The 25,762-nt window shown below is 38.6% G+C and carries 17 protein-coding genes; 9 read left to right on the top strand and 8 right to left on the bottom strand.

Annotated features, from left to right (window positions below; translation table 11 throughout):
* Positions 1-36 precede the first annotated feature (36 nt).
* Positions 37-390 carry a four helix bundle protein gene (locus tag NAT51_RS07515; protein WP_250597329.1) on the bottom strand — a complete coding sequence of 118 codons (354 nt, stop codon included), beginning with the start codon at positions 388-390 and terminating at the stop codon, positions 37-39.
* Positions 391-545: 155 nt separating this feature from the next.
* Complete coding sequence (gene panB / locus NAT51_RS07510) at positions 546-1,364, bottom strand: 3-methyl-2-oxobutanoate hydroxymethyltransferase (protein ID WP_250597327.1); 819 nt, start codon at positions 1,362-1,364, stop codon at positions 546-548.
* A 100-nt stretch (positions 1,365-1,464) separates the two neighbouring features.
* Between panB and NAT51_RS07505 the strand changes: the two genes are divergently transcribed.
* The 6 genes from NAT51_RS07505 (at position 1,465) to NAT51_RS07480 (ending at position 8,488) form a co-directional block, all read left to right on the top strand.
* Entirely contained in the window at positions 1,465-1,896 is a 432-nt protein-coding gene (locus NAT51_RS07505; RefSeq protein WP_250597324.1) for a nuclear transport factor 2 family protein, read from the top strand.
* Positions 1,897-2,026: 130 nt separating this feature from the next.
* A complete protein-coding gene (locus NAT51_RS07500) occupies positions 2,027-3,103 on the top strand; it encodes an outer membrane beta-barrel protein (protein WP_250597321.1) in 1,077 nt (358 codons plus the stop codon).
* A gap of 145 nt (positions 3,104-3,248) precedes the next feature.
* Positions 3,249-4,358, top strand: coding sequence for a sensor histidine kinase (locus NAT51_RS07495; RefSeq protein WP_250597319.1), 1,110 nt, complete (start codon positions 3,249-3,251; stop codon positions 4,356-4,358).
* On the top strand, positions 4,351-5,037 hold the full coding sequence (locus NAT51_RS07490; protein WP_250597311.1) for a response regulator: 687 nt from the start codon (positions 4,351-4,353) through the stop codon (positions 5,035-5,037). The genes NAT51_RS07495 and NAT51_RS07490 overlap by 8 nt, the downstream gene beginning before the upstream one ends.
* A gap of 120 nt (positions 5,038-5,157) precedes the next feature.
* Entirely contained in the window at positions 5,158-7,098 is a 1,941-nt protein-coding gene (locus NAT51_RS07485; protein ID WP_250597309.1) for a KUP/HAK/KT family potassium transporter, read from the top strand.
* A gap of 19 nt (positions 7,099-7,117) precedes the next feature.
* Positions 7,118-8,488: an outer membrane beta-barrel protein gene (locus NAT51_RS07480; protein ID WP_250597307.1), complete on the top strand. Its 1,371-nt coding sequence runs from the start codon at positions 7,118-7,120 to the stop codon at positions 8,486-8,488.
* Positions 8,489-9,112: 624 nt separating this feature from the next.
* Here NAT51_RS07480 and NAT51_RS07475 read toward each other — a convergent pair.
* Together NAT51_RS07475 and NAT51_RS07470 are read right to left on the bottom strand one after the other, a co-directional pair.
* Positions 9,113-9,487, bottom strand: a complete 375-nt coding sequence (locus NAT51_RS07475) for a ribosomal maturation YjgA family protein (protein WP_250597305.1) — start codon at positions 9,485-9,487, stop codon at positions 9,113-9,115.
* Positions 9,487-10,905 carry an L-serine ammonia-lyase gene (locus NAT51_RS07470; RefSeq protein WP_250597303.1) on the bottom strand — a complete coding sequence of 473 codons (1,419 nt, stop codon included), beginning with the start codon at positions 10,903-10,905 and terminating at the stop codon, positions 9,487-9,489. The genes NAT51_RS07475 and NAT51_RS07470 overlap by 1 nt, the downstream gene beginning before the upstream one ends.
* Positions 10,906-11,028: 123 nt before the next feature.
* On the opposite strand from NAT51_RS07470, the gene NAT51_RS07465 reads away from it, so the two are divergent.
* Positions 11,029-12,954, top strand: coding sequence for an LTA synthase family protein (locus NAT51_RS07465; RefSeq protein WP_250597294.1), 1,926 nt, complete (start codon positions 11,029-11,031; stop codon positions 12,952-12,954).
* Position 12,955: 1 nt separating this feature from the next.
* Complete coding sequence (locus tag NAT51_RS07460; protein ID WP_250597292.1) at positions 12,956-13,531, top strand: dual specificity protein phosphatase family protein; 576 nt, start codon at positions 12,956-12,958, stop codon at positions 13,529-13,531.
* Between the two features lie 26 nt (positions 13,532-13,557).
* Here NAT51_RS07460 and NAT51_RS07455 read toward each other — a convergent pair whose 3' ends face one another.
* The gene (locus NAT51_RS07455) at positions 13,558-14,418 is read right to left on the bottom strand and encodes an EamA family transporter (RefSeq protein ID WP_250597290.1); all 861 of its coding nucleotides are present in this window, start codon (positions 14,416-14,418) and stop codon (positions 13,558-13,560) included.
* 165 nt (positions 14,419-14,583) lie between these two features.
* Between NAT51_RS07455 and NAT51_RS19745 the strand changes: the two genes are divergently transcribed.
* On the top strand, positions 14,584-16,830 hold the full coding sequence (locus NAT51_RS19745) for a tetratricopeptide repeat-containing hybrid sensor histidine kinase/response regulator (protein ID WP_250597283.1): 2,247 nt from the start codon (positions 14,584-14,586) through the stop codon (positions 16,828-16,830).
* 30 nt (positions 16,831-16,860) lie between these two features.
* Here the strand turns inward: NAT51_RS19745 and purL are convergent, their stop codons facing one another.
* The 3 genes from purL to NAT51_RS07435 form a co-directional block, all read right to left on the bottom strand.
* Complete coding sequence (gene purL / locus NAT51_RS07445) at positions 16,861-20,547, bottom strand: phosphoribosylformylglycinamidine synthase (protein WP_250597281.1); 3,687 nt, start codon at positions 20,545-20,547, stop codon at positions 16,861-16,863.
* A gap of 90 nt (positions 20,548-20,637) precedes the next feature.
* Entirely contained in the window at positions 20,638-23,172 is a 2,535-nt protein-coding gene (locus NAT51_RS07440; RefSeq protein ID WP_250597279.1) for an endonuclease, read from the bottom strand.
* A gap of 805 nt (positions 23,173-23,977) precedes the next feature.
* Positions 23,978-25,756 carry an endonuclease gene (locus tag NAT51_RS07435; protein WP_250597271.1) on the bottom strand — a complete coding sequence of 593 codons (1,779 nt, stop codon included), beginning with the start codon at positions 25,754-25,756 and terminating at the stop codon, positions 23,978-23,980.
* Positions 25,757-25,762 lie beyond the last annotated feature (6 nt).

Here is a 25,762-nt window from a genome sequence, read left to right as displayed (position 1 = left end):
TCTTAGACCTTTTAGATTTTTGGATTTCTTAGAATATTAGAGTTTTATTGTTGAACGGAATTTTGATATCATTTTGGTTATCTCATCTAAATGGTTAGTTAATAATTGTAGTTTATTTTGTTCAATGAAATTTAAATCTGAAGCAATTAATAATTGTGTTTCAATTTCGTAACAGGAACCAATAGCAATTTCAAGGAACCTTGAAAAATCTTTATTTGAATTTCTGGACGAGCCTTCAGCTATATTAGAAGGAATTGAGACAGAAGCTCTTCTTAGTTGATTGGTAATTCCAAACTTTTCATCACTTGGGAAATTTGAAGTTACGGTATATATTTCTGAACAAAATAACCTGCTTTTTTTCCAAATAGCTAGTTCTTTAAATTGATGCATGTATAATTTTTTTTGTGGCTGATAATTGAAATATGGAATTTTTAAAATATGATAGTTTAGAATTCTAAAGATCTAAAAAGTATATAGGACTAAGTGGTCTAAAAGGTCTAAAAGGTCTAAAAATCTAAGTAGTCTAAGAAGTCTAATAATCTAAACTAATATTGCTCGTTAGCATTCGGGAAATCCTTCGACTTTACATCCGTAACAAACTGGCCAATCGATGTGGTCATGTCTTCGTATAAATTCATGTAGCGTCTTAAGAAACGCGGACTGAATTCATGGGTCATCCCGATCATGTCATGTAATACCAATACCTGACCGTCAACGCCGCCTCCGGCTCCAATACCGATTACCGGAATCGAAATGCTTTCGGCTACTTTTTGTGCCAATGAAGCCGGTATTTTTTCCAAAACAAGGGAAAAACAACCTATTTTCTCCAGCATCTGTGCATCTTCAATCAGTTTCTCTGCTTCAGCTTCTTCTTTGGCACGAACGGTATAGGTTCCGAATTTATAAATCGATTGTGGTGTCAATCCTAAATGTCCCATTACCGGAATTCCGGCCTGTAGTATTTTTTTAATGGAATCTTTAATTTCTTTTCCGCCTTCCAGTTTCACTGCATGTCCGCCGCTTTCTTTCATCACACGGATGGCCGAACGTAAAGCTTCTTTTGAATCCGATTGATATGAACCGAATGGTAAATCAACTACGATCAAAGCTCTTTCTGCTGCACGTACAACCGATGAAGCATGGTAAATCATCTGGTCCAAAGTGATGGGAAGTGTTGTTTCATGTCCCGCCATTACATTACTGGCAGAATCGCCCACTAAGATTACATCTACTCCCGCAGAATCAACAATTTTGGCCATGGTATAATCATAAGCGGTTAACATTGATATCTTCTCACCATTGGCTTTCATATCAATCAGTGATTTTGTGGTGATTCTTTTATAATCTTTTTTTGCTGTAGACATAATTTTTCGTGTTTTGTTTGAAATGTAAAATTAGTACAAAATATAGAACTCCGTAACAAATTCGTAACAATTGCTACTTATACAGAAAAAAACAACTGCTATGAGACAATTCCTTTTATTAATGGCTTTTGGCTTTTCAGTAATGGCCCAAGCACAGCAAAATGATGTAGAAAATACAATCAAAGATTTCTTTATTGGTTTTCACGCCAAAGACACGGTTAAGATTAAAGCAACCTGCCATGAGAAACTGGCCTTACAGTCGATTATGGAAGGTAAAAACGGAATTAAACTCGTAGATGAAAAAGCGTCCGAATTTTATAAATCGTTTGCCACTTTTCCGAAGGATCTGAAATTTGAAGAAAAAATACTTAGTTATTCGGTTCAGGTGGACGGTGCCATGGCGCATGCCTGGACGCCTTATGAGTTTTACATCAACGGGAAATTAAGCCACAAAGGGGTAAATGCTTTCACCTTATTCAAGGATAACAATACCTGGAAAATCATTCATATTATTGATACCAGAAGAAAATAAGAAGTGGATTTAATATTAAAGTATATAAAAACGGAGCATGTTTAATGCTTCGTTTTTGTTTTTTAACCGACTTACAAAAGCATCATAATTCCATATTGTTTCAAAGAATAAATAAAAGTACTTTTGCCGCATGAAAATTAAATTTATCCCCGCCTTAATCGGTTTGGCTTTTTTGTCTTTAACCGAAAGTGTTTCTGCTCAGGACACAACTTCAGTTTCTAAACCTAAAATTGAAATTTCAGGTTATATTGATGCCTATTATTCGTATGATTTCAGTGAACCGGAAACAGATGTGAAACTACCATTCTCGTACAGCTACAACCGTCAGAATGAATTCAATATCAATATGGCTTTATTGAGAGCATCAATCAGCTATGAGAATGTATATGCCAAACTTTCGGTGCATACCGGAACCTATGTGGATGAAAATTATGCTGCCGAGGATTTGAAAATATTCAACGAGGCTTACATTGGTGTATATTTGGATAAATCACAAAAAACAGCATTGGAAGCCGGTATATTACCAAGTTACATCGGTTTTGAATCGGCTACGTCACATTATAATCTAACGGCTACACGTTCGATTTCGGCAGAAGCTTCTCCTTATTTTATGACGGGTGTGAAGTTAAGCCATCAGTTTACTGATAAATTCACAGGTTCATTTTTTGTTACCAATGGATGGCAACGGATCAATAAACCTAAAAAAGATCTGGCACCGGCTGTAGGGACACAATTGGTTTATAAATTCAATGATAATTCAACATTGAACTGGAGTACTTTCGTTGGAAAGGAAATGTACGGCGACCAATTCACCATGCGTTATTTCAGTAATTTATATTTGGATAACGGTTGGAATGATTACTGGAGAACATTTATCGGTTTCGATTACGGACTTCAGGATACGGGTTCTTATGGCGGTGAAGCTAAAACATGGTGGACACCGACGTTGATCAATCAGTTTACATTGTCTGAAAAATGGCAAATGGCACACCGTATCGAATACTTCCAGGATAAGGATAACGTAGTTTTTGCCATTGGAGCTCCTTTTAAAGCAATGGGTAACTCTATCAACTTCGACTTTTTACCAAATTCCAAAGTGAAAATCAGAACTGAAGGTAAATGGTACCGTGCAACCGAATCTATTTTTGACTTGGGTACAAAAAAAGATAATTTCTCGGTTACCACAACCATGAGTTTCGAGTTCTAACATTCATTTGAATACAAGATACAGAAAGAAAATAAAGCATAAAACGGAGTAATCTGTAAATCTTTATAAAATCTTTATACCTAAAGCCGGTTATATTATATTTTACTTACAACTTCCGATGTAACTTTGTCAAAAATTAACAGAAATGGACAAGTTATTTCAAAAGACAGGACTGAACCAATACACCATAAGTGTTATTTCGGTGGTAACGGTTTCGTTGCTATGTCTTTCTTTCAGAAGTATGGTAGACTATAAAATAATCGGCTATCTTCTTTTAGTATTAGTCTCACTGCAGGCCATCTTCCTTGAAATCAAACCTGTTGTACTGGGTGCCGTTTTAAGTGCCTTGGCTCTGGATTTTCTGTTTATCAGACCGTATTATAATTTGCATATCGACAAAGCGGAAGATGCTTTCCTGCTGCTTATGTTTTTTATCATTGCGCTCATCAATGCGGTGCTGACCAATAAATTCAGACGGATGCAAAGGGCTATCCAAATAAAAGAGACCAGGGCGAGTACCCTGAAACTCTACAATACCTTACTGGATTCGCTCTCGCATGAACTCCGCACTCCCATCGCAGCGATCATAGGTTCGATCGATACGCTACAACAAAAGGATGTAAATCTGTCTGAAGAAACACAGGAGAAACTACACAATGAAATTGAAAAGGCTTCTACGAAACTCAATTACCAGGTGGAGAATTTATTGAATATGTCCCGTCTGGAATCAGGGTATATTCATCCGAAGATGGACTGGTGCGATGTGACCGAAATCATATATAATGTTTGTGAACGCCTTTCCGATGAATTAAAATACCACAAAGTGGTTTATCCTTCTGATGATAATCTGCCTTTATTTAAATTGGATTACGGGTTAATGGAACAGATTTTCCATAATTTAGTGTATAATTTTTCGCAGCATACTCCCAAAGGTGCCACAATAAGCTTTAAAGTGAGTTATGATGTTGATGTTGATTATGATGTGCACATCGAAATGATCAAAAAGTGTGTCATTACGATTACAGATGATGGTCATGGTTTTCCGGCTGCGGAAATTGACCGGGCTTTTGATAAGTTTTACCGTTTCACCGATTCAAAAACGGGCGGTACCGGACTGGGACTTTCCATTGTGCGCGGATTTACGGAAGCGCAAAACGGAACCATCAGCCTTCATAATACCGAAGACGGCGGTGCTGTTTTTACATTGGTATTTAACGTTGATGCTTTAGCACTAAATACTCTTGAAAATGAATAACGGCTTTTCAATATTAGTAATCGATGATGAAATCCAGATCAGGAAACTATTGGAGATTTCCCTGGAAGCAAATGATTATAAAGTTCATTTTGCTGAAAACGGTAAGGAAGGAATCGTCCTCGCTGCAAGTCAGCAACCGGATTTGATTTTGCTGGATCTTGGACTTCCGGATGAAGATGGGCAGAATGTCCTGGTGCAGTTAAGAAGCTGGTTTGAAAATCCAATTATCATTCTGTCGGTTAAAAGTGCCGAGGAGGAAATTGTAAAAGCGCTTGATAACGGAGCAAATGATTACCTCACTAAGCCTTTCCGTACACAGGAATTACTGGCCAGAATACGGACTGCCTTGCGGGGTAAACAAACCACAAATAACCAGTCGGTGGTGAAAGTGGGGGATTTGACCGTGGATTATGTTTCAAGACAGGTTATGGTTGAAGATTCTGCAGTTAAGTTTACGGCTACCGAATACAATTTACTCACACTTCTGATTAAAAACGACGGTAGGGTTTTAACGCATCAATACATCCTAAAAGAAATCTGGGGACAGAGTTATTCTGACCAGACACAGTACCTCAGGGTTTTTGTGGCACAACTCAGGAAGAAGATTGAAAAGGATCCTAACCGCCCTAAATACATCATCACCGAATCGGGTGTAGGTTACCGTTTTAACTCAGGCTAACCAATCTTTTACTTACTGTAAAATTACTATTGTTACGAATAAACTTCATCGTGATCAGGCTTTGTCATGCCTTAAAATCACCTTACAGATTGCACAATAAATAAATTAATCTTTTAAAAAATGAATGCAAAAACAATTCAAAAAGTCTCAGCGGCTTCTCTTCTCGTGGCTCTCGGTATCATATACGGAGACATCGGTACAAGTCCGCTATATGTCATGAAATCAATCATAGCAGACCGCCGGATAACCGAATTACTGGTGTATGGCGGGATCTCCTGTGTGTTCTGGACACTGACTTTCCAGACTACATTCAAATATGTTTTGCTCACGCTTTCTGCTGATAATAACGGAGAAGGCGGTGTGTTTTCCCTTTATGCGCTCGTAAGACGCTTCGGGAAAGGAAAACTGATAATCCCCACAATATTAGGAGCAACAACCTTATTGGCGGATGGTATCATAACACCTCCCATTTCAGTAGCTTCAGCTGTCGAAGGACTGGAGGCAATTGTTCCGGATTTACCCACGGTTCCCATCGTAATTGCCATTCTGTCGGGACTGTTTTTGTTTCAACGCTTCGGAACACAAAAAGTAGGCTACTTCTTCGGGCCGGCAATGGTGGTCTGGTTCAGTATGCTAACGGTACTGGGAGTATCACAAATCATACACCATCCTGATATTCTGAAAGCATTGAATCCAATGTATGCTTACCAACTTTTGGTTGAATATCCGCATGGATTTTGGCTTCTGGGTGCCGTCTTTTTATGTACTACCGGCGCCGAAGCTTTGTACTCTGATCTTGGTCACTGTGGAAAGGAAAATATCCGCATTACCTGGATTTTTGTAAAAATAGCATTACTGACGAATTATTTGGGACAGGGTGCCTGGTTAATGCATCAAGGAAACGATTTTCTGAACGGTCAGAATCCTTTTTACCAAATCATGCCGCAATGGTTCCTGATTATCGGAATTGTCATTGCAACACTGGCTGCCATTATCGCTTCGCAGGCTTTAATCAGTGGTTCATTCACGCTTATCAATGAAGCTATCTCGTTAAACTTCTGGCCAAGGGTGGCATTGAAGAATCCAACCAACTTAAAAGGACAAATTTACATTCCTTCGGTGAATACAATTCTTTGGGCAGGGTGTGTACTGATGATTCTGTACTTTAAAAACTCGGCTCATATGGAAGCAGCCTACGGTTTTTCGATTACCATCGCCATGCTGATGACTACGTTGCTGTTGTCTTACTATCTGGTGTTTATCAAGAAGGTAAAAATGGGTTGGGTGGCTATCATGCTGTTTGTTTTTGCCATGATCGAGGTTTCTTTTTTTGTAGCCAATGTGGTGAAAATCAAAGAACGATGGATGTTCCTGTTTTTTGAACTCTTCATTTTCATGGTGATGTATGTTTGGTATTACTCCCGCAAAATCAATAACCGTTTCTTAAAATTTACAAATTTGATTGAGCAAACCCCGATGCTGAAGGAGTTGAGTGAAGATGATTCGATCCCGAAATATTCCACACATCTTATTTATTTGTCGAAGGCTGACAAAACCTATGAAATCGAAGAAAAAATCATGAATTCAATCTTCGCAAAAAAACCGAAACGAGCCGATGTGTATTGGTTCCTGCACATCAACCGTACCAATGAACCTTTCACGCTGAACTATGAAGTGGTTGAAATTCTGGATGATAAAGTCATTAAAATTATTTTGAACGTTGGCTTCAGGGTACAACCGAAAGTCGAACTGTACTTCAAGAAGATCGTTCAGGATTTGGTAGCCAAAAAAGAACTGAACCTGCACATCCGCCCGGATGGCTCCACTAAATACAATGCTGAACCGGATTACAAATTTGTCATCATCGAAAAGTTCCTGTCGGTTGAAAATGACTTTGAGTTTAAAGACAGTTGGCTGCTCACTTCGTACTTCTGGCTAAAACGTCTGGCCATTTCAGATGAAAAAGCTTTCGGTCTTGATAAAAGTGATGTCACGGTTGAGAATATACCAATGGTTTATGTTCCGGTTGGAAAAGTAACATTAGAACAAAAATCAAATTAATTAATTTTCAGATACAAAAATGAAACAATATCTTTTACTGGCTTTGTCTGCCTTTTCTTTCGATGCATTGGCACAAACCGATACCTTATCCGTTAAAACGCCTTTTGAAGGGATGGACCTCACCTGGATTAACGGGCAAAACCGCCAGAAGAACTTTCCGCTCACACTTAAATCGGGTGATGAAACTATTTTAACGGGTGTGGCTTATCTGGATGCTTATTACAATTACAACATGGCGAATCCGCTGGATAATACCCAGACGATTTCGTCAACCATCGGGAGGCATAATGAGTTTACGTTGAACCTGGCCAGCATCGGAATCGAAACCAATTATAAGAATATCATCGGACGTTTATGGCTGCAGTACGGACAGATGGGATCTATTATTCAGGATATGGACGGTTCGGTCAACCACGGAAGAAATACCAGTATCAATAATTTAAAATACATCCGGGAAGCGGCTGCAGGGTATCACTTTGATGTATTGCACGGCTTGAATCTTGAAATGGGGATTTTTATGAGTTACATCGGACTGGAGAGTTATGTAACACAGGAAAACTGGAGCTATCAGCGGAGTATGGTTTGTGACTTTACGCCGTTTTACTTCTCGGGTGCGAGGGCACAATTGTTTCCGTCGTCCAAGTTTAAAACCGAATTGTGGCTGCTTAACGGTTGGCAGTCGTATAACAGTTCGAGCAGGGGATTAGGTGTGGGGAATTCGAATTACTACAGACCGAATGAGAACATTCAATTAGTTGCTAATTTCTACTACGGCCGTGATACGCAAAACCCGGATGCTTTGGGCAATCAGTCCAACCGGAAGCGTTTTCACCATGATAACAGTATTGTGGCACGTTATTTTAAGAATCCAACTTCAAAAGGGATTTCGCAGGCGGCTTTCAGTGTTAATTCGCATTACGGTTTTCAAACGAATGATGACGCAGGTGATAAGCTGAAAGCCTCCGAAAATTTCATGATTGGTACTTCATTTGCGAACCGCATTTGGTTTAACCATAACAAACTGGCTTTAACCTTACGTGGCGATTATCTGACTAATCAATCGGTTGTTAACGGAGTGAATGTGTCGCCTTATTTGGCTTTTACACCCGCTGCTCCCGGTGATGTGCCTAACGGATATGAAAATGCCATCGCAAATGGTGAGAAGCTGCGTTTGTTTCAGTTCACGACTACTTTTGATGTGATGCCTAATGATTATATGACTTTGCGTTTTGAATACGGTTACCGTAATTCGTCTGTTCCTTATTTTGCAGGCTCTGGCGGAACGACTTCACCAAGTGGTTATGTGAACGGTCCCACCGGTCTTCCATGGGCAGCCGATTTAAGAAAGAATGAAAACCGTTTTACGGTAGCGGTTAATTTCAGGCTTTGATTTTGTATTTAGTGAAGAGTGATTAGTAATTAGTGATTAGCTTGTGGTATTCTTTACCGGCAGATTTGATACTATTGATCATACCTGATTATTCAAAGCAAATGCTATAGTATGATATATAGTCTGAGTTTTACTAATCACTAATCACTCTTTACTAATTACTTCAAAATGTGAACTAGTTACTAAGTTAGGTGAACTACTAATTAAGTTTGGTGAACTAGTTACTTAATTAGGTGAACTAGTTACTAAGTAACGTGAACTAGTTACTAAGTAACGTGAACTAGTTATTAAGTAACGTGAACTAGTTACTAAGTAACGTGAACTAGTTATTAAGTAACGTGAACTAGTTATTAAGTAACGTGAACTAGTTACTAAGTAACGTGAACTAGTTATTAAGTAACGTGAACTAGTTATTAAGTAAGGAGAACTAGTTATTAAGTTTGGTGAACTAATTTATGAGTTATGAATTATGAATTATAAGTTATGAGTGTTTGTTGTTGTGTAATGTAACCTTTAAGTGAAATGAATTAGACTAAACCTTATTTAAGTTAGACTAAGAATTGGCGCATGTTTTTTAAGAGTTATTTGCTTGTCAAGCTTTACTCTTAACTCATAATTCATAACTCATAATTTATAACTCTTCCTGAGAAAAACATCAACTAAACCCCCTAAACCCGCACCCAAAGTATAATACAAAAGGTCGCTCCAAAGGAAACCTTCACCCAATGCATAATGGCCAATTGAGGTTTTTCGGATGGCAACCAACCAACTGAATTCAAGCGTTTGCTGAAATTCAACAACAAAGCAGAGTAGGAGTGCGGTTATGAAAATTACAGAAGATTTACCGTTCAGAAAAACAAAACGTACCATAAAATAGACCATGACAGCATACAATACATCACCCACAAACAACGGAATGAAATCCAGTTTTCGTGAAAGTATTCCGGTCAGAATAACAGAAAAGATGACAATGAGATATGTAATCCGGGTTTTGGACATTAACAATCGGCCATGTTAACCGCAATTGCAAGTCCGCCTTCCGAAGTTTCTTTGTATTTATTGTTCATGTCTTTGGCGGTTTGCCACATGGTATTGACCACTTTATCTAAAGGAACTTTTGCATTTTTAGGATCAGTCTCCAAAGCCAATTCGGCAGCGTTGATGGCCTTGATGGCACCCATTGTATTACGTTCGATACAAGGTATCTGTACTAAACCGCCTATCGGGTCACAGGTTAATCCCAAGTGGTGTTCCATCGCAATTTCGGCAGCCATTAAAACCTGCTCGGGAGTTCCGCCCATTACTTCACAAAGTGCCGCTGCAGCCATTGCCGAAGATACGCCAATCTCTGCCTGACAGCCTCCCATGGCCGCTGAAATGGTGGCACCTTTTTTGAAGATACTGCCCACTTCGCCTGCTACCATTAAAAACTGTTTGATCTGGTTTTCATCTGCCTCATGGTTTTCAATCACCATATAATACATCAAAACCGCAGGGATTACTCCGGCACTACCGTTTGTAGGAGCTGTTACCACGCGGCCTAACGAAGCATTCACTTCATTAACGGCTAATGCGAAGCAGGAAACCCATTTCAAAATCTGACGGAATTTCACTTCTGTCTTGCGAATGGTTTCCAACCACTCCTGTGGGGAGTTATAATTAGCCAGACCGATTAAGTTCTGGTGCATGTCAAAAGCACGGCGGCGCACATTCAATCCGCCCGGTAAAATACCTTCGCTGTGACAGCCTATATACATACATTCGAGCATGGTATTCCACACTCTCATTAATTCATGGTGGATTTCTTCTTCCGTGCGCATTGATTTTTCGTTGTCATACACTACTTCCGATATTTTGCGGTTCTGTTGCTGGCAGTATTCCAACAATTCAGCCGCTAAATTAATCGGGTAAGGGAAATCACATTTGATTTCTGATTTAACAGAAGAAGTTTCTTCCTTTACTACAAATCCGCCACCAATCGAATAAAAAGTCGATTCGTATGAACCCTTGTCATGAAAGGCTGTAAACGTTAATCCGTTGGCATGGAAAGGAAGGAAGTTCTTATTGAAAACTATATCTTTTTCAATTTCAAAGTCAATCACCAGTTCGCTGTTCAGATTCAGTTGGTGATTTGTCCGGATGCTCTTGATAATCCCGTCGATATCCTGTACCGGAATGTATTCAGGATCCTGTCCGCTCAGTCCGAGCATCACGGCTAAATCGGTAGCGTGGCCCACACCGGTCAACGATAATGAACCGTATAAATCCACTTTCACCCGGGTGGTTGCATTCAGGATGTTTTCTTCTTTGAGTTCTTTTAAAAATCGTTCGGCGGCACGCCAAGGCCCAAGTGTATGGGAGCTTGAAGGACCAACACCAATCTTTAACATATCAAATACCGAAATACATTCTTCCATAAACTACAACGATTTAGTTTACAAAGATAGTGGCTATTTAGTAACAAAAAAGTTATAATTTTTTAAAAAAATGGTTACATATGGATTAATCCCATACTTTTGTTGTTGGAAAAATAATTTTCAATGACAAAATTTTTTAGAACACAGGAATATAAGGTTCTTTTTTACCGCATTTTATTAGCGTACTTGTTTTACTCCATCGCAAGATTGCTGTTTTTCTTTTACAATTTCTCTTATCTGAAAGTCGATTCGGTTTCAGAATATCTGAGACTGGCTTACCACGGATTGGTGTTTGATACGACTTCAATTTTGTATGTAAACGGATTGTTTATTTTGCTTTCCATTTTGCCTTTATGGGTGAATACCAAACCCGTGTACCAGAAGATTTTATTCTTTGTTTATTTTATTTTTAATTTAATTGCTTACACGGCTAATTTTATCGATTTCATCTACTATAAATATACGTATTCCAGAACGACCATTGCCATCATGGATATCGTGAAGCACGAGTCGAATAAAGGGAATATGTTCTTCCGTTTTATTGTAAGTTACTGGCATGTGTATGTGATCTTCTTTGTACTGGCTTATTTGTGGATCCGTCTGTATAAGTTGGTTAAGGTAGAAGAAAAAGAAGTACCACATAACCTGAAGTACTTTGGTTCTTCGGTTATCGGGTTTCTGTTCATCGCGACGATGTGTGTGGGCGGAATCAGGGGCGACTTCAAGAAGAGTACGCGTCCGTTGAACATGATTGATGCGAATCGTTATGTGGATAAGCCACAACATGCGGATATCGTGTTGAATACTCCGTTTACTTTAATCAGGACTATAGGTAAGACCAGCTTCAAGAAAGTAAGCTATCCGGTGAAGGAAGGTGTTTTGGAACGGGACATCCAGCCGATTAAGCAGTACACAAACAATGCGAAATCGACTCCTAACATAGTCTTGTTTATCACCGAAAGTTACGGACGTGAATACTGGGGTGCTTTTAACAAAGACCGGAAGATTAAGAACTATGTGAGTTATACACCGTTTTTGGATTCATTGGCACAGGAAAGCATGATTTATTCGAATGCCTTTGCAAACGGTAGTAAATCCATCCACGGAATGTCTTCGGTGATATCTGGGATTCCTTCGTTCAGGGATGCTTTCACCTCTTCACCGTATCCAAAACAGAAGATCCAGTCATTGGTTTCTTGTCTCGAAGAAATGGGGTATGACACTTCATTCTTTCATGGGGCGCCAAACGGTTCAATGGGCTTCTTGGGCTTTGGGAATATTTTGGGCTTTGATCATTATTACGGGAAAACCGAATTCAATAACGACGCCGAACATGACGGTGTGTGGGGTATTTGGGACGAACCGTTCATGCAGTTCATGAAACAGCAGTTGGATACCAAGAAAAAGCCTTTCTTCAGTACGATTTTTACCGTTTCATCACACGAACCGTATATCGTTCCGAAGCAGTATGAAGGCAAGTTCCCGAAAGGGACAAACAAGATGCACCAGTGTGTGGGCTATACCGATTATGCGTATAAGAAGTTCTTTGAAGCGGCTAAGAAACAACCTTGGTTCAAGAATACCATTTTCATTATCACGGCCGATCATGGTAATTTAACCGGCTATCCGGAATATGAGAAGGTAGTGAACCGTCAGGCGGTACCTATCTTAATTTATAAACCCGACGGAAGCTTAAAAGGCGACCGTAAGGAACTGGCACAGCAAATTGATATTTATCCTACGGTTTTAGACATGGTAGGGTATAACAAACCGTTCAGAAGTTGGGGAAGAAGCTTGGTAGGTGATGCTAAAATCAAGCCTTTTGCGGTAAATTTCAGCGGAAACCAATACCAGTTCCAAAGAGGGAATTATATCTGTATCTTTGACGGTAAGAAGATTACCGGTTATTATGATATCAACGATAAAGGTCTGGAAAAGAACCTGATTGGTAAGCCTAATGCCGAAATGCTGGAGACAGGCGAGGCGTGTAAAGCCTTCCTGAAAGATTATTTTGACCGCATCATCGATCAAAAACTATACTATAAATAACATGAAAAAGAAATTAGGACTTTTAGTTGTCTTTGTGGTACTTATCGGAGTGGGTAAGTATGTGTACGACATGCACATCAATCACAATTTTGAAACCATTACCGAAGGGAAAGTGTACAAGAGCGGTGTTATTCCGCCGGATGAAATCGAAGATTACGTAAAGAAATACAACATCAAGAGTATTGTCGATTTGCGTTTCCCTGGAACCGGGGATGATGTGAATAATCCTGAGATTCCGGAGGAATTAACGGCAGAAAAGAATGCTGTTGAAAAGATTTCGGGGGTTAATTACTTCAATAATGGTTCAGATCAGGTTCCGAAACAGCATAATCTGGATAAATTCTTCGAGATTATGGACAATAAGGATAATTATCCGGTATTGATTCATTGTTATCACGGAGTGGGAAGAGCTGAAATGTATTCGGCTATTTACCGTATCGAATATGAAAACATTGACCGTGACGAAGCGAGAACCAGCACACGTTTCTTAACTAAGTGGAGTTCGTTTGATTTGGGTAAACCCAAAGGAGATTTCCTTCACAACTACGAATCAAGGAAAGAAAAAGAGAAAAAATAAAGAGATCCCGGTTTATCCGGGATTTTTTATTGCATTTGGGAATAGGCAATCAAAACAATTGACAGTAAGGAAAGCACTACTCCGAAGTAATTCAGTTTTGTCAGTTTCTCTTTGAAATAAAATACGCCAATCATACTTCCCAATAGGATAACCCCCATGTTCATACCGATGAAAACCGTCGACGGATTGGAAGATAAATTCTGGTGTGCTTTGATATAAAAGGAAATATTACTGAAATTCAGTAAACCCACCAAAATTCCCCAATACATATTCCGGATGGAAAAGTATTCTTTTTTGATCGTGATATAATAACCGGATATTGTCCAGGCTACGGCTAAAGCGCCTATGAAAACCAGTAAAAGTAATTCGGTAAATTTCAGTTCGCCAATAGTGGCCACCTTTTTGAATAAGATATCGATGATGCCAAATCCGCCTAAAACCAATACCAGAAAATAAGCTTTTGAATCATCTGTTCCGGTTTGCTGCTTTTTGTAAAAAGTAAAAAATATGGCAATGAAAGCAATGATCAAACCGATGACTTTATAGGAATTGAATATTTCTTTGGCTATAAATAATGAAAAACAAATGGAAATGAAGAGTGATAAACGCTGGGCAATATCGGTTTTTACGATTCCTGAATGTTTGATGGCTTTCGCCTGAAATACAAAAATCACGGGTAGGAGAAAAATAAGACTCCCGGTTACGATTCCGGTTTCCATTCCGAAATTAGTATTGATTACCGGTTTGTATGTGACCAATAAGGCAAGTAAGGCAAACAGGTAATTCCAGGAAATGATCTGGTAAATACTCAAATCTTTATTTCGGGCGATTTTTAAAAGAACCCCTACAAACACGCTGCAGATAATGCTGATCAGGATGAAGTGCATAGTTGAATTTAATTTTATCCAAATATAAGAATGAATGTAGAATGGACAATTTAAAATTAGTAGGGCCGTTATGCACTTTACGCCTTAAAAGTTTCACAGTTGAAATATAAAATTTGGAGCGAAATGAATATTATTGTAAATTCATAAAAATTAATCAGTTATAGCGTGAAATTTACTACAAAAGCAAATGCCGGATTTGATTTGTCCATGATTGCAAGGGTATTGTCATGCTGTTTTGTTGTACTTGTTTTCTTTACCGATACTTCTGCGTTTGCCTTTCAAAAGCCAATTTCCATTGATCCGAAAGTTCTTAAAGAGTTTGAAGATGCTAAAAAAATACTGGAAATAAACGACTACGACCACTATAAGGAAGGTTCAAAGATGGTCAACCAACTGGAAAAAAAACTGATTGATGCTGAGAACTACGACCAGTTACTTTATTTATATCTGGAAATCTCCTATTACCATGTGACCAAATTTGATTATACCAGCAGTAAGAAAGTGCTCGACAGAGCCGGTAAAGTGTTGGATAAACATAATAATAATGTTATCCGCGGTGAATATTATGAGCATTTGGCTGTCTTTTATAATTCACAGGGAAATGAAGGTCTTGATGAAAAATATACACTTCTTTCAGAAAAATACCTGAAGCAATACGCTCCGAGGGAAAAGCAGGTTGATATGTATTACAACCTTACGCTTTTGTATTTGAAGAAAGAAGACTGGCCTAAAACCCTTGATAATTCGCTTAAATTCCTTTCACTGAATAAAGAACTCGGAGGCGATCCTGATCAACCCGAAGTAAGTTTGCTCACTGCCGAAAGTTATTACAACCTTAACCAGCTGGATAAAGCCCGTGAGTATCTTCAGATGGCCCAAAAATCTGTGATATTTCAGAAGTATGATGAAGACTTTTTATTGAAGTCGCGTTATTACTCGGTGCTGGGCAGGCTTTATGAAAAAGAACATAAGTATACCGAAGCAGCCGATAACCTTAAAATAGCCAATGATTATTTTAAGAAACGTTTGGTTTACCGGGTGGTAAAAATGAACCATTTTCTGAATCAGAAAAGAGAGCTTGAAGTAAAGAACATTGAATTTCAATCGATTATAAAGGAAAATAAACTCCGCAGCGAAAATGAGAAGTACAAAAACTACCTGCTGCTGCTTTGTTTGTTTGCCATAATCATCTTAATTGTCTTATTGTATTTCCAATACCGCAATGCTAAATTCAAAAGTTCGACCAATGATTTGCTGAACGAGAAAAATGCGTTACTCCACAAAGCAAATTCTGAACTCGAAACGGCATTAAATGTTAAAAGGAAACTGTTAGATACCATTTCCCATGAACTAAGGACACCTATATATACCCTTAACGGGTTACTTCACCTGATGGAAGGAGATAAGAGTAATTATGACCAAAACATTGAACAGTTACAGGCTTCGGTACAAAATCTCTATAGTTTATCAGGTAATATAATTGAAATCAATGTAATCGACAGTTTGGAAAAGGATTATATTCCTAAGAAAGATGTTGTTTCTTTAGATGAATTAATGACTAAGATTTTGGCAATCGTCAGAAAGAACAGGGATAACAACATCACCGAATCGTTGCTCATTGACAGTGCAATCCCTTCAAAATTGGTGTTTGATGAAGCCAAATTGTATCAGGTTTTGTATAGTTTAATTGATAATGCATTCAAATTCTCCAAAAACGGAAAGGTTTCAATTGAAGCTAAAAAGACAAATGAGATTCAGGATAAGATTGAAGTCCAGTTTATCATAAAAGATACCGGAATAGGGATTGATGCCGAAATCAAAGAAAAGATTTACGATTTGTTCTTTCAAGGTTCCGATAAGATCAATTACGAATATGGCGGTTCCGGTTTGGGACTCACATTGGTTAAAAAAACATTAGGGTTATTTGGTAAGACCATTATCATTGATTCACAACCGGAAATAGGAACCACAATCTCCTTTTCATTAGACTTTGAAGTGTTTAACGGAACAGCGGAAACGGAAGAAATAAGCAAAGAAATCAAAGATCCGTCAACTGTCCGTATTTTATTAGTGGAAGACAACAAAACAAACCAATTGATCACCAAAACGATTATCGTTAAAAAAGGCTATGTATGTGAAGTCGCCAATGACGGTCTGGAAGCCTGTAAAATGGTTGAAGCGAAGGATTATGATTTGGTTTTGATGGATATTATGATGCCCATTATGGATGGTTTCGAGGCTTCTGATCATATCTCAAAACTTAAACCATATATTCCGATTGTCGCTTTAACGGCCATTTCGGAAGAAGTCAACAGAGAGCTGTTTTCATCTTCAAGAATCAGGAAAGTACTCAGTAAACCTGTAGATGTGGAAGAATTGTACGAAACCATAACGGTTATGGTAAACGAATAAAAAAAGCCTCATTTGAGGCTTTTTTAAGTTTTATTTATTTTTCTCTTCAATCCATTTTCTGGCGTTCACAAAGGCTTCGTGCCATGGCGTTACTTCGTCTTTGTGTCCGTTATCCTGATAGTGCGCCCAGTTCCATGGGAATGTTGAACGCTCAATATGCGGCATGGTTACTAAGTGACGTCCAGTTTTGTCGCACATCATGGCGGTGTTGAATGCAGATCCGTTCGGATTAGCCGGATAACCTTCATACCCGTATTTACCTACAATGTTGTATTGATCTTCAGTATACGGAAGGTTGAATTTTCCTTCTCCGTGTGAAACCCAAACGCCTAATGTAGCACCTTCCAATGAGGATAGCATCACTGAATTATTCTTCTCAACTGTAACAGATGTAAAGATACTCTCGTGTTTGTGGCTTTCGTTATGCAACATTTTTCCGTGTACTTCATGCTCCGGATTGATTAATTCCAATTCCATGAATAACTGACATCCGTTACAGATACCAACCGATAAAGTATCTTCTCTCTTGAAGAAGTTTTTCAAGGCTGTATTGGCTTTTTCATTGTATAAGAATGCTCCGGCCCAACCTTTGGCAGAACCTAATACATCCGAATTCGAGAATCCACCAACAGCTCCGATGAATTGGATGTCTTCCAATGATTCACGTCCTGAAATCAAATCGGTCATGTGAACGTCTTTTACATCAAATCCGGCTAAGAACATGGAATTGGCCATTTCTCTTTCAGAGTTGCTTCCTTTTTCACGGATGATAGCTGCTTTCGGTCTTGGTTTGCTATTGTCGATAACCGGTGCTTTTCCGTCAAAATGGGATGGGAAAGTGTAGGTTAAAGCTTGGTTTTTATAATTGTTGTAACGGGCCAATGCCGTTCCGTTTTTCGATTGTTTCGAATCTAAAAGGAATGAAGTTTTGTACCACGTGTCTCTTAATTCGGAAACATTGAAAGTAAACGAATCAGAATTGTTTTTAACAGTTACCGAATTTCCTTCCACAACCGTTCCGATATTGAAGATCTCGATATTGTTTTGTGTAAATATAGCTTCAACTGATGCGTCTGCCTGGAAAACAACAGCAATATTTTCGTTGAATAATGTTTTAACGGTATCGTTTTCACCTAAAGAAGTCAAATCAAACGAAGCACCTAAATTCACATCGGCAAAACACATTTCCAATAAAGTTGTAATCAAACCACCACTTCCAATATCGTGTCCGGCTTTAATTTTGCGCTCTTTGATCAAATCCTGCAAAACATTGAATGCTCTTTTGAAATAATCGGCATTGGTAATGGTTGGTACTTCTGAACCGATTTTATTTAAAATCTGTGCAAATGAACTTCCGCCTAATTTAAAGTTATCCTGTGATAAATTTAAGTAATAAATATTTCCTGCGTTTCTTTTTAAAACAGGTTCGACAACTTTAGTAATGTTTGAACAGTTTCCGGCTGCAGAAATGATTACCGTTCCCGGTGCAATCACTTCATCATTCGGGTATTTTTGTTTCATTGAAAGTGAATCTTTTCCGGTTGGGATGTTGATTCCCAATTCGATGGCAAAATCAGAACAGCCTTTCACAGCTTCGTATAATCTTGCATCTTCACCTTCATTTTTACAAGCCCACATCCAGTTGGCAGAAAGGGAAACCGATTTCAATCCGTCTTTTAACGGTGCCCAAACAATGTTTGACAACGCTTCTGCAATAGCAGTTCTGGAACCTGCAACCGGATCAACTAATGCAGAAATAGGTGAGTGGCCAATCGTTGTGGCAATTCCTTCTTTTCCTTTGAAATCCAACGCCATAACACCTACATTGTTTAACGGTAATTGTAATGGACCGGCACATTGTTGCTTGGCAACGCGTCCGCCCACACAACGGTCAACTTTGTTGGTTAACCAGTCTTTACAAGCCACAGCTTCTAATTGCAAAACTTGGTTTAAGTATGTTGGTATGTTTTCAGTGGTGTATTCAATAATGGCATAATCAGCAACAACTGTTTTGTCTGTCATGATGGTTTTTGGTGAACTTCCGAAGAAATCTTCCAAAGCATAATCCATTGGTTTTACACCGGTTGTTTTAGATTCAAATGTAAATCGGTGGTCTGAAGTTACATCACCCACATGATACATTGGGGAACGTTCCCTGTCGGCAATCTTCTGTAGAATGTCAATGTTTTCTTCACCAATTACCAATCCCATTCTTTCCTGTGACTCGTTACCAATGATTTCTTTAGCAGATAGGGTAGGATCACCTACAGGAAGTTTATCTAAATCGATTAATCCTCCGGTTTCTTCCACTAATTCAGAAAGACAGTTCAAATGTCCTCCCGCACCGTGATCGTGAATAGAAACAATTGGGTTGTTGTCGCTTTCTACTAGACCACGGATGGCATTGGCAGCACGTTTTTGCATTTCAGGGTTGGAACGTTGTATTGCGTTCAATTCGATTCCTGAACCAAAAGCACCTGTATCTGCAGAAGAAACAGCTGCACCGCCCATTCCGATTCTGTAATTTTCACCACCAAGGATAACGATTTTATCACCTTCCTGTGGTTTCTTTTTGATGGCTTGGTCTAATTTTCCGTAACCGATTCCTCCGGCTTGCATGATTACTTTATCATAACCTAATTTTTTATTGCGGCCACTGAGCTTGTCGAAGTGCTGATGTTCGAAAGTTAAAATCGAACCTGTAATTAGCGGCTGACCAAATTTATTTCCGAAATCTGAAGCTCCGTTTGATGCTTTGATTAAGATGTCCATCGGCGTTTGGTATAACCAAGGTCTTTCATTCATGGCTTTTTCCCAAGCTCTGTTTTCTTCTAATCTTGAGTAAGAGGTCATGTAAACTGCTGTTCCGGCTAGTGGTAAAGAGCCTTGTCCTCCTGCCAGACGGTCACGGATTTCTCCTCCCGATCCGGTTGCAGCTCCGTTAAATGGCTCAACGGTTGTTGGGAAGTTATGGGTTTCTGCTTTTAAGGAAAGTACCGATTCAAACTCTTTTTCGGTATAGAAGTCCGGTTTGTCAGCACTTTTCGGTGCAAATTGGGTTACTTTCGGACCTTTGATAAAAGCTACGTTATCTTTATAGGCTGAAACAATATCATTAGGATTTGTCTCAGATGTTTTCTTGATTAATTTGAATAGGGAAGTAGGTTTTTCTTCACCGTCTACCACAAAAGTTCCGTTGAAGATTTTATGGCGGCAATGTTCAGAATTAGCCTGAGAGAAAGCAAAAACTTCCGAATCAGTTAATTTTCTGCCTAATTTGGTTGACAGGCCATTCAAATAATCTACTTCTTCATCACTTAAGGCTAAACCTTCCTGTTTGTTGTAAGCTGCAATGTCTTCAATTTCAAGGATAGGTTCAGGTTGAATGTTTATGGTGTAAATTTCCTGATTTAATTCCGTGTATTTTTGCGATAACATCGGATCGAAATCATTGAAGTCAGCTCCAACTTTTTCAAATTCTTCGATTCTGATAATCCCTGAAATTCCCATGTTTTGGGTTATTTCAACGGCATTTGTACTCCATGGGGTAATCATGGCGGCACGTGGTCCAACAAAAAAATCCGTCAGGACGGATTTTTCTATTTTATGTGCGTTGCCAAAAAGCCAGTTTAATTTTGCGATATCTTCTGTCGATAATCCGTTTTGCGTTTGTACGGCAAAAACAGTATTGGTTGGGTTACCAAAAAAATGAATCATTGTAAATGTATGTGTTGTTGTTTGTGATGCAAATTTAGCATTTCAATTTTGAATAGAAAAAAAATAAAGCGCCAATCGGCGCTTTATTTTTTAGTTTACAATAACTTTCTTGGTAACTGATTCGGAATCTTTAGTAATCTTAACTAAATAAATTCCGGCCTGCAGTTGTGAAATGGTATTGTTTGAAGTTGTAATGTTCGATTTTTCATATACTTTCTTCCCTACAACAGAATAGATTTCTAATGAATATCCTTTCTCCATATTATTAAAGTATACATTGAATTCTCCGTTTGAAGGGTTAGGATATACTTCAAACTCAGTTGCTGTAAGGTTTGTATTTGCCGTGCGGTTTCCTAATCCGTTGCAGGTATCCATTGATAATACATCCCAGTCGGCTGTTTTGTTGAATGTTGTTGCCGGAACAGTTGCAGCAGTTTTTCTTCTTAATGTTTCATCGGCAGAGAAATTAGCACTTCCTCCGTCAAATGTTCCGATAACATCTACCAAAACTCCGTTTTTGAATAAACCTATGGCATCGTTTCCGTTGAAAGTCATTTCTCCTGCTGCTGTAGAAATATTGGCAGATGCAGTTGAATAACATCCTGAAGCAATAGCACTGTTTACGATTACAAATTTACCGTTGTTGGCTAATGTTCCGCTTAATGCCAATCCTGTACTCCAGGCTCCGGCACCATTGGTTTGTTTTTTAACAGTGTAAACAGAAAGACTTACTGAAGCTCCGGTTGCATTAGTGATTTCCAACGCTTTATTATTAGATGAACCTTCTAAATATTCTGAGAAGTATAATTCTGTAATTGATCCTCCAGAAGAAGAAGTCGTTACATTAACGGTGTTACTTGCGGAAGAAACATTATTTGCTGCATCTTTGGCTTTAACCGAAAATGAATAAGCAGTTGAAGCAGTTAATCCTGTTACATTATAAGAAGTTCCGGTTACAGTATTCAATAATGTTGTTCCTTGGTATACATCATATCCGGTTACTGCAACGTTATCGGTTGAAGCTGTCCATGATAAGTTAGTAGTTGTTGCAGTTGTTCCTGAAGCAGCTAAATTTGTCGGAGCCGTCGGAGCTGTTGTATCTGCAGCTTGTGTAGTTAAGTTCACGGTATAATCTTCCACTTCTCCATATTGGAATTGTTCACATGTAGTTGGAGTTCCATTATATTTCATTGAAACTCTCATTCTTGTTGTTCCGGTGATGGCAGAGGTTGGCGGTGTAAAGTTTCCGCTGGCAGGTGTTGCTGTTGAAGCGGCTCTGCTGTAAACTAATTCACCTGAATCATCAAAGTCTTTATCATTATTGTAATCAATCCAAACGGCCATTCCTTCTGGATACGCTGAACTGGTCCAGGTTGGTGTAATAGTGATGGTTGTCGATGAACCTTTGGTTAAATCAGTTGAGATAGAAGTGAAATCAGTATAACCGTTATTTCCTGTTGAAGAATTGTTGATAGTTCCTAATTGAACTCTTCCGATGTATTCATCGGCCACACTTCCTCCTTTTGAAGTACAGTAAGTAGGGGCTAAAGTTGTTACATTCAGTGCCGAGCTTGCAGAAGAAATATTATTGGCAGCATCTTTGGCTTTAACTGTAAATGCATAAGTTGTTGAAGCTGTCAAACCTGTGATGGAAGCTGAAGTTCCGCTCACTGAAGTTTTTAAAACACCGTCCTGATATACATCATAACCTGTTACACCAACATTGTCTGTTGAAGCGGTCCAACTTAATGTAAATGTCGTATTTGTGATACTTGCTGAAGATAAAGAAGTAGGAACAGAAGGTGCTGTTGTGTCAGGAGTTCCACCGCCCCAGATCTGGTTCACATAGCTTGGATTGTCAATATATGGGTTTCTGTTTCCCTGTCTTGCATAAATCGCGTTGTTTCTTGCAATTTCACGTGCACTAACCGGATCGGCAGCATGCCACGCTAAAAGCATATCACGGAACGCAGTAGTAAAAACCTGATTGCTGGTTCCGTTGAACATTTCATATGAATAACCGGCTACCGTATTTTCATAACGGGTTGCAAAATAGAAATACATACGGGCAATGTCTCCTTTAAAAGCAGCATTTGGTTCGAAAACAGTTCCTGTATAACCAGAAACCGCACTGGTTCCCAGTTTGCTTCCGTTTTGCGAAGTCCAAGATGCCGAAGCAACATTACCGTGCGGATAATCAGAACGCATTCCGTTTACTTTACCGTCAGTAGGAGGGATGAAGTGCGCATCAGATACCATGGGTGCATTTTCATTAAAAACAGATTGCGGAACCATGTGTTCACGGTTGTAACAATCGCCTTCTGTTGAATAAGTACCACATTGTCCTGTACTATAAGCATAGTTGTACGGATCAGCTCCTGATTGATTTTCGGAGTATAAATCGAAAATGGTGTTGTCATTTTCATTCTGGTTATCCCTGTCTGAAGTCTGATAGGTAGTCCAGAGACCGGCATACCCTCTGTCGGTATGTCCTTTAATGATGTTGTACAATTGGGTTTTAAGTGTGTAACCTGTTCCGGTTGCCGAGTTGTAATATCCTGCCGGTGCCTGCGCGAAGCATCCTGCTGATACTAAGAATACCAGTAATTGTAATTGTTGTTTCATTTGCTTTGGGTTTTTGTTTTTTGTTTTTGGATTTGTTGTTTTTACTTCTTTTCTGTTTTTCTGCTCCTTCCTTAATTTAATGTTCAACTTCTATTATTGTCTATTGTAAAGCCTCTGTCATCTATTGCCGAGTGAATAGCATCTGTTGCATAGCCTCTGTTGTCTATTGCAGGGCCAATATCATCTATTGCATAGCCTCTGTTGTCTATTGCAGAGTCAATATCATCTATTGCATAGCCTCTGTTGTCTATTGCAGGGCCAATATCATCTATTGCATTGCCTCTGTTGTCTATTGCAGGGCCAATATCATCTATTGCATAGCGTCTGTTGTCTATTGCAGGGCCAATATCATCTATTGCATAGCCTCTGTTGTCTATTGCAGAGTCAATATCATCTATTGCATAGCCTCTGTTATCTATTGCAGAAGCAATGTCTTCTATTGTACAACCTCTTTTATTTATTTCAAGTAACTCCTGACTCTCTTTGCAAAAACAGGCGAAAGTATTTGTTTAACTTAAAACGGATATTACTTAATTATTAATTGATTGTTAACTGTTTGAAAATGAATTGTTTTGTGAAATATATAAATTATAAAACAATAAATTAACTGTTTTCTTTAAGATTTTATTAACAATTCGTTGATTTACAGTGAATTACTTGTTAAATTTTTATTTTCTTACAGATTTTTCAATCAATTTGATAATTCTTGGTTTTTTAAAATTTTGTTTGTTTTTGATTCATTTATATTTCTTTCTTTAAAATTATAGGCATAAAAAAAGCGGCCGAAAGGGCCGCTTATATATTATTAGTCGATAACTATTTTCTTGACAATCGATTTTGAATCTTTAGTAATCTTAACAAGATAAACACCAGATTGAAGTCCGCTTGTCGTGATTGTATTGTCATTTACATTTTGCTTTTCAAAAACTTTCTGACCAACAATCGAATAAAGTTCAACATTTATATCTCCAATTGTCGAATCATACTGAATTCTGAAAGTTCCATTCGACGGATTCGGATAGATCTTAAATGCTGTATCATTAAAATCATCATTAGCTAATCCGGAATAACATGTCCATGTTAAATCGTCAATGGCTACACGGCTAGCTGCTACACTGTTTCCGTCTAAACTGATGATAACATTTCCTGCAACATTGATGTCACTGATTGTAACCGTTGCGGCAGTTGCACTATAAGGAACAGTTGCTTTTGTTACACCGTTAACTTTTAAATTGAATGTACCTGATGTTCCTGAAAACTTTAATTGGGTAGTTATTGTTAATTCTCCAATTCCGTTAGGAACAGATGATGATGTTAAAGAACCGTTTCGGATTAAAATTGCCCTACCATTAATTGTCTGATCCGTTCTTGAATCAGTTGTAGACCAAGTTACTCCACCATTAGTCCAATTGTAAGCGGCATAAGATGATGAACTTGCCGGAATTGTTTCAAATGTTTCGTTACCACATGTTGTTCCTCCTGCCGGTCCTGCAGCAGTTGAAGGATTAACAACATTACTTGCAGTTGATGTATTACCTTGACAATCTTTAGCTACTACATAAATTGAATAAGCTGTTGATGGGTTTAATCCGCTCAAAACAATTGAAGTTGCACCACCACTTGAAGCATATTTTACTCCATCAACATAAATATCGTAGTTTGTTACACCTGTGTTATCTGTACTAGCGGTCCATGACAATGCAATTGATGATGATGTAATTGTACCAACCGTTAATGCTGTTGGTGCTGTTGGTGCCTGTGTATCTGCAGGACAACTTCCGGCTCCCCAAATAAGACCAACATATTCAGGATGATCAATATAAGGATTTCTGTTTCCTTGTCTTGCGTAAATGGCATTGTTTCTTGTTGTTTCAAATGCACTTACCGGGTCGTTAGTATGCCAAGTAATAAGTAAATTCAAAAAGGCAGTATCAATTGCCGGGTAGCTGTTACCACTGAACATCGCAAAAGGATATCCTGAAACAGTGTTTTCATATCTTGTTACAAAATAGAAATACATTCTGGCAATATCTCCTTTAAATTCATCAATCGGTTCAAATACAGTTCCAGTATAACCAGCAACAGAACTCGATCCTCTTTTGCTTCCGTTTAAAGATGTCCAGTTAGGAGTGCCAACTGTACCGTGTGGAAGATTTCCACGTTGCCCGTTTACTTTTCCGTCAGTTGGGGTAATAAAGTGAGCATCTGATACCATTGGTGCATTCGAGTTGAATGTTGACTGCGGGATAATGTGCTCTCTGTTATAACAATCACCTTCAGATGAATAAGTACCACATCTTTGTCCTGAACCTGTAGTGTAATTATAAGGATCTGCCGCCGTTGGTCTTTCAGAATACATATCCATTACCGTTCCGTCATTTTCATAGAAACTGTCTACGTCAGATGTTTGGTATGTGGTGTATAAACCATCATATCCTCTGTCTGTGTGGTCTTTGATAATGTTGTATAATTGAGTTTTTAAAGTTGCTCCTGTTCCGGTTGCTGTACTGTAGTAACCTGCAGGAATCTGTGCAAATGAAACGCACGAAATCAACAATAATAGAAAAGTAATTTTCTGTCTCATAAAGAA

Source organism: Flavobacterium amniphilum (genome assembly GCF_023634845.1).
GTDB classification, from domain to species: domain Bacteria; phylum Bacteroidota; class Bacteroidia; order Flavobacteriales; family Flavobacteriaceae; genus Flavobacterium; species Flavobacterium amniphilum.
The sequence above is the reverse complement of the archived record's forward strand: the minus strand, read 5'-3'. Positions and strand labels throughout refer to the sequence as shown.

Bases quoted from the DNA above. Each gene is read 5' to 3' on its own strand.
- NAT51_RS07515 (WP_250597329.1), bottom strand. From the start codon at position 390: ATGCATCAATTTAAAGAACTAGCTATTTGGAAAAAAAGCAGGTTATTT.
- panB (WP_250597327.1), bottom strand. From the start codon at position 1,364: ATGTCTACAGCAAAAAAAGATTATAAAAGAATCACCACAAAATCACTG.
- NAT51_RS07505 (WP_250597324.1), top strand. From the start codon at position 1,465: ATGAGACAATTCCTTTTATTAATGGCTTTTGGCTTTTCAGTAATGGCC.
- NAT51_RS07500 (WP_250597321.1), top strand. From the start codon at position 2,027: ATGAAAATTAAATTTATCCCCGCCTTAATCGGTTTGGCTTTTTTGTCT.
- NAT51_RS07495 (WP_250597319.1), top strand. From the start codon at position 3,249: ATGGACAAGTTATTTCAAAAGACAGGACTGAACCAATACACCATAAGT.
- NAT51_RS07490 (WP_250597311.1), top strand. From the start codon at position 4,351: ATGAATAACGGCTTTTCAATATTAGTAATCGATGATGAAATCCAGATC.
- NAT51_RS07485 (WP_250597309.1), top strand. From the start codon at position 5,158: ATGAATGCAAAAACAATTCAAAAAGTCTCAGCGGCTTCTCTTCTCGTG.
- NAT51_RS07480 (WP_250597307.1), top strand. From the start codon at position 7,118: ATGAAACAATATCTTTTACTGGCTTTGTCTGCCTTTTCTTTCGATGCA.
- NAT51_RS07475 (WP_250597305.1), bottom strand. From the start codon at position 9,487: ATGTCCAAAACCCGGATTACATATCTCATTGTCATCTTTTCTGTTATT.
- NAT51_RS07470 (WP_250597303.1), bottom strand. From the start codon at position 10,905: ATGGAAGAATGTATTTCGGTATTTGATATGTTAAAGATTGGTGTTGGT.
- NAT51_RS07465 (WP_250597294.1), top strand. From the start codon at position 11,029: ATGACAAAATTTTTTAGAACACAGGAATATAAGGTTCTTTTTTACCGC.
- NAT51_RS07460 (WP_250597292.1), top strand. From the start codon at position 12,956: ATGAAAAAGAAATTAGGACTTTTAGTTGTCTTTGTGGTACTTATCGGA.
- NAT51_RS07455 (WP_250597290.1), bottom strand. From the start codon at position 14,418: ATGCACTTCATCCTGATCAGCATTATCTGCAGCGTGTTTGTAGGGGTT.
- purL (WP_250597281.1), bottom strand. From the start codon at position 20,547: ATGATTCATTTTTTTGGTAACCCAACCAATACTGTTTTTGCCGTACAA.
- NAT51_RS07440 (WP_250597279.1), bottom strand. From the start codon at position 23,172: ATGAAACAACAATTACAATTACTGGTATTCTTAGTATCAGCAGGATGC.
- NAT51_RS07435 (WP_250597271.1), bottom strand. From the start codon at position 25,756: ATGAGACAGAAAATTACTTTTCTATTATTGTTGATTTCGTGCGTTTCA.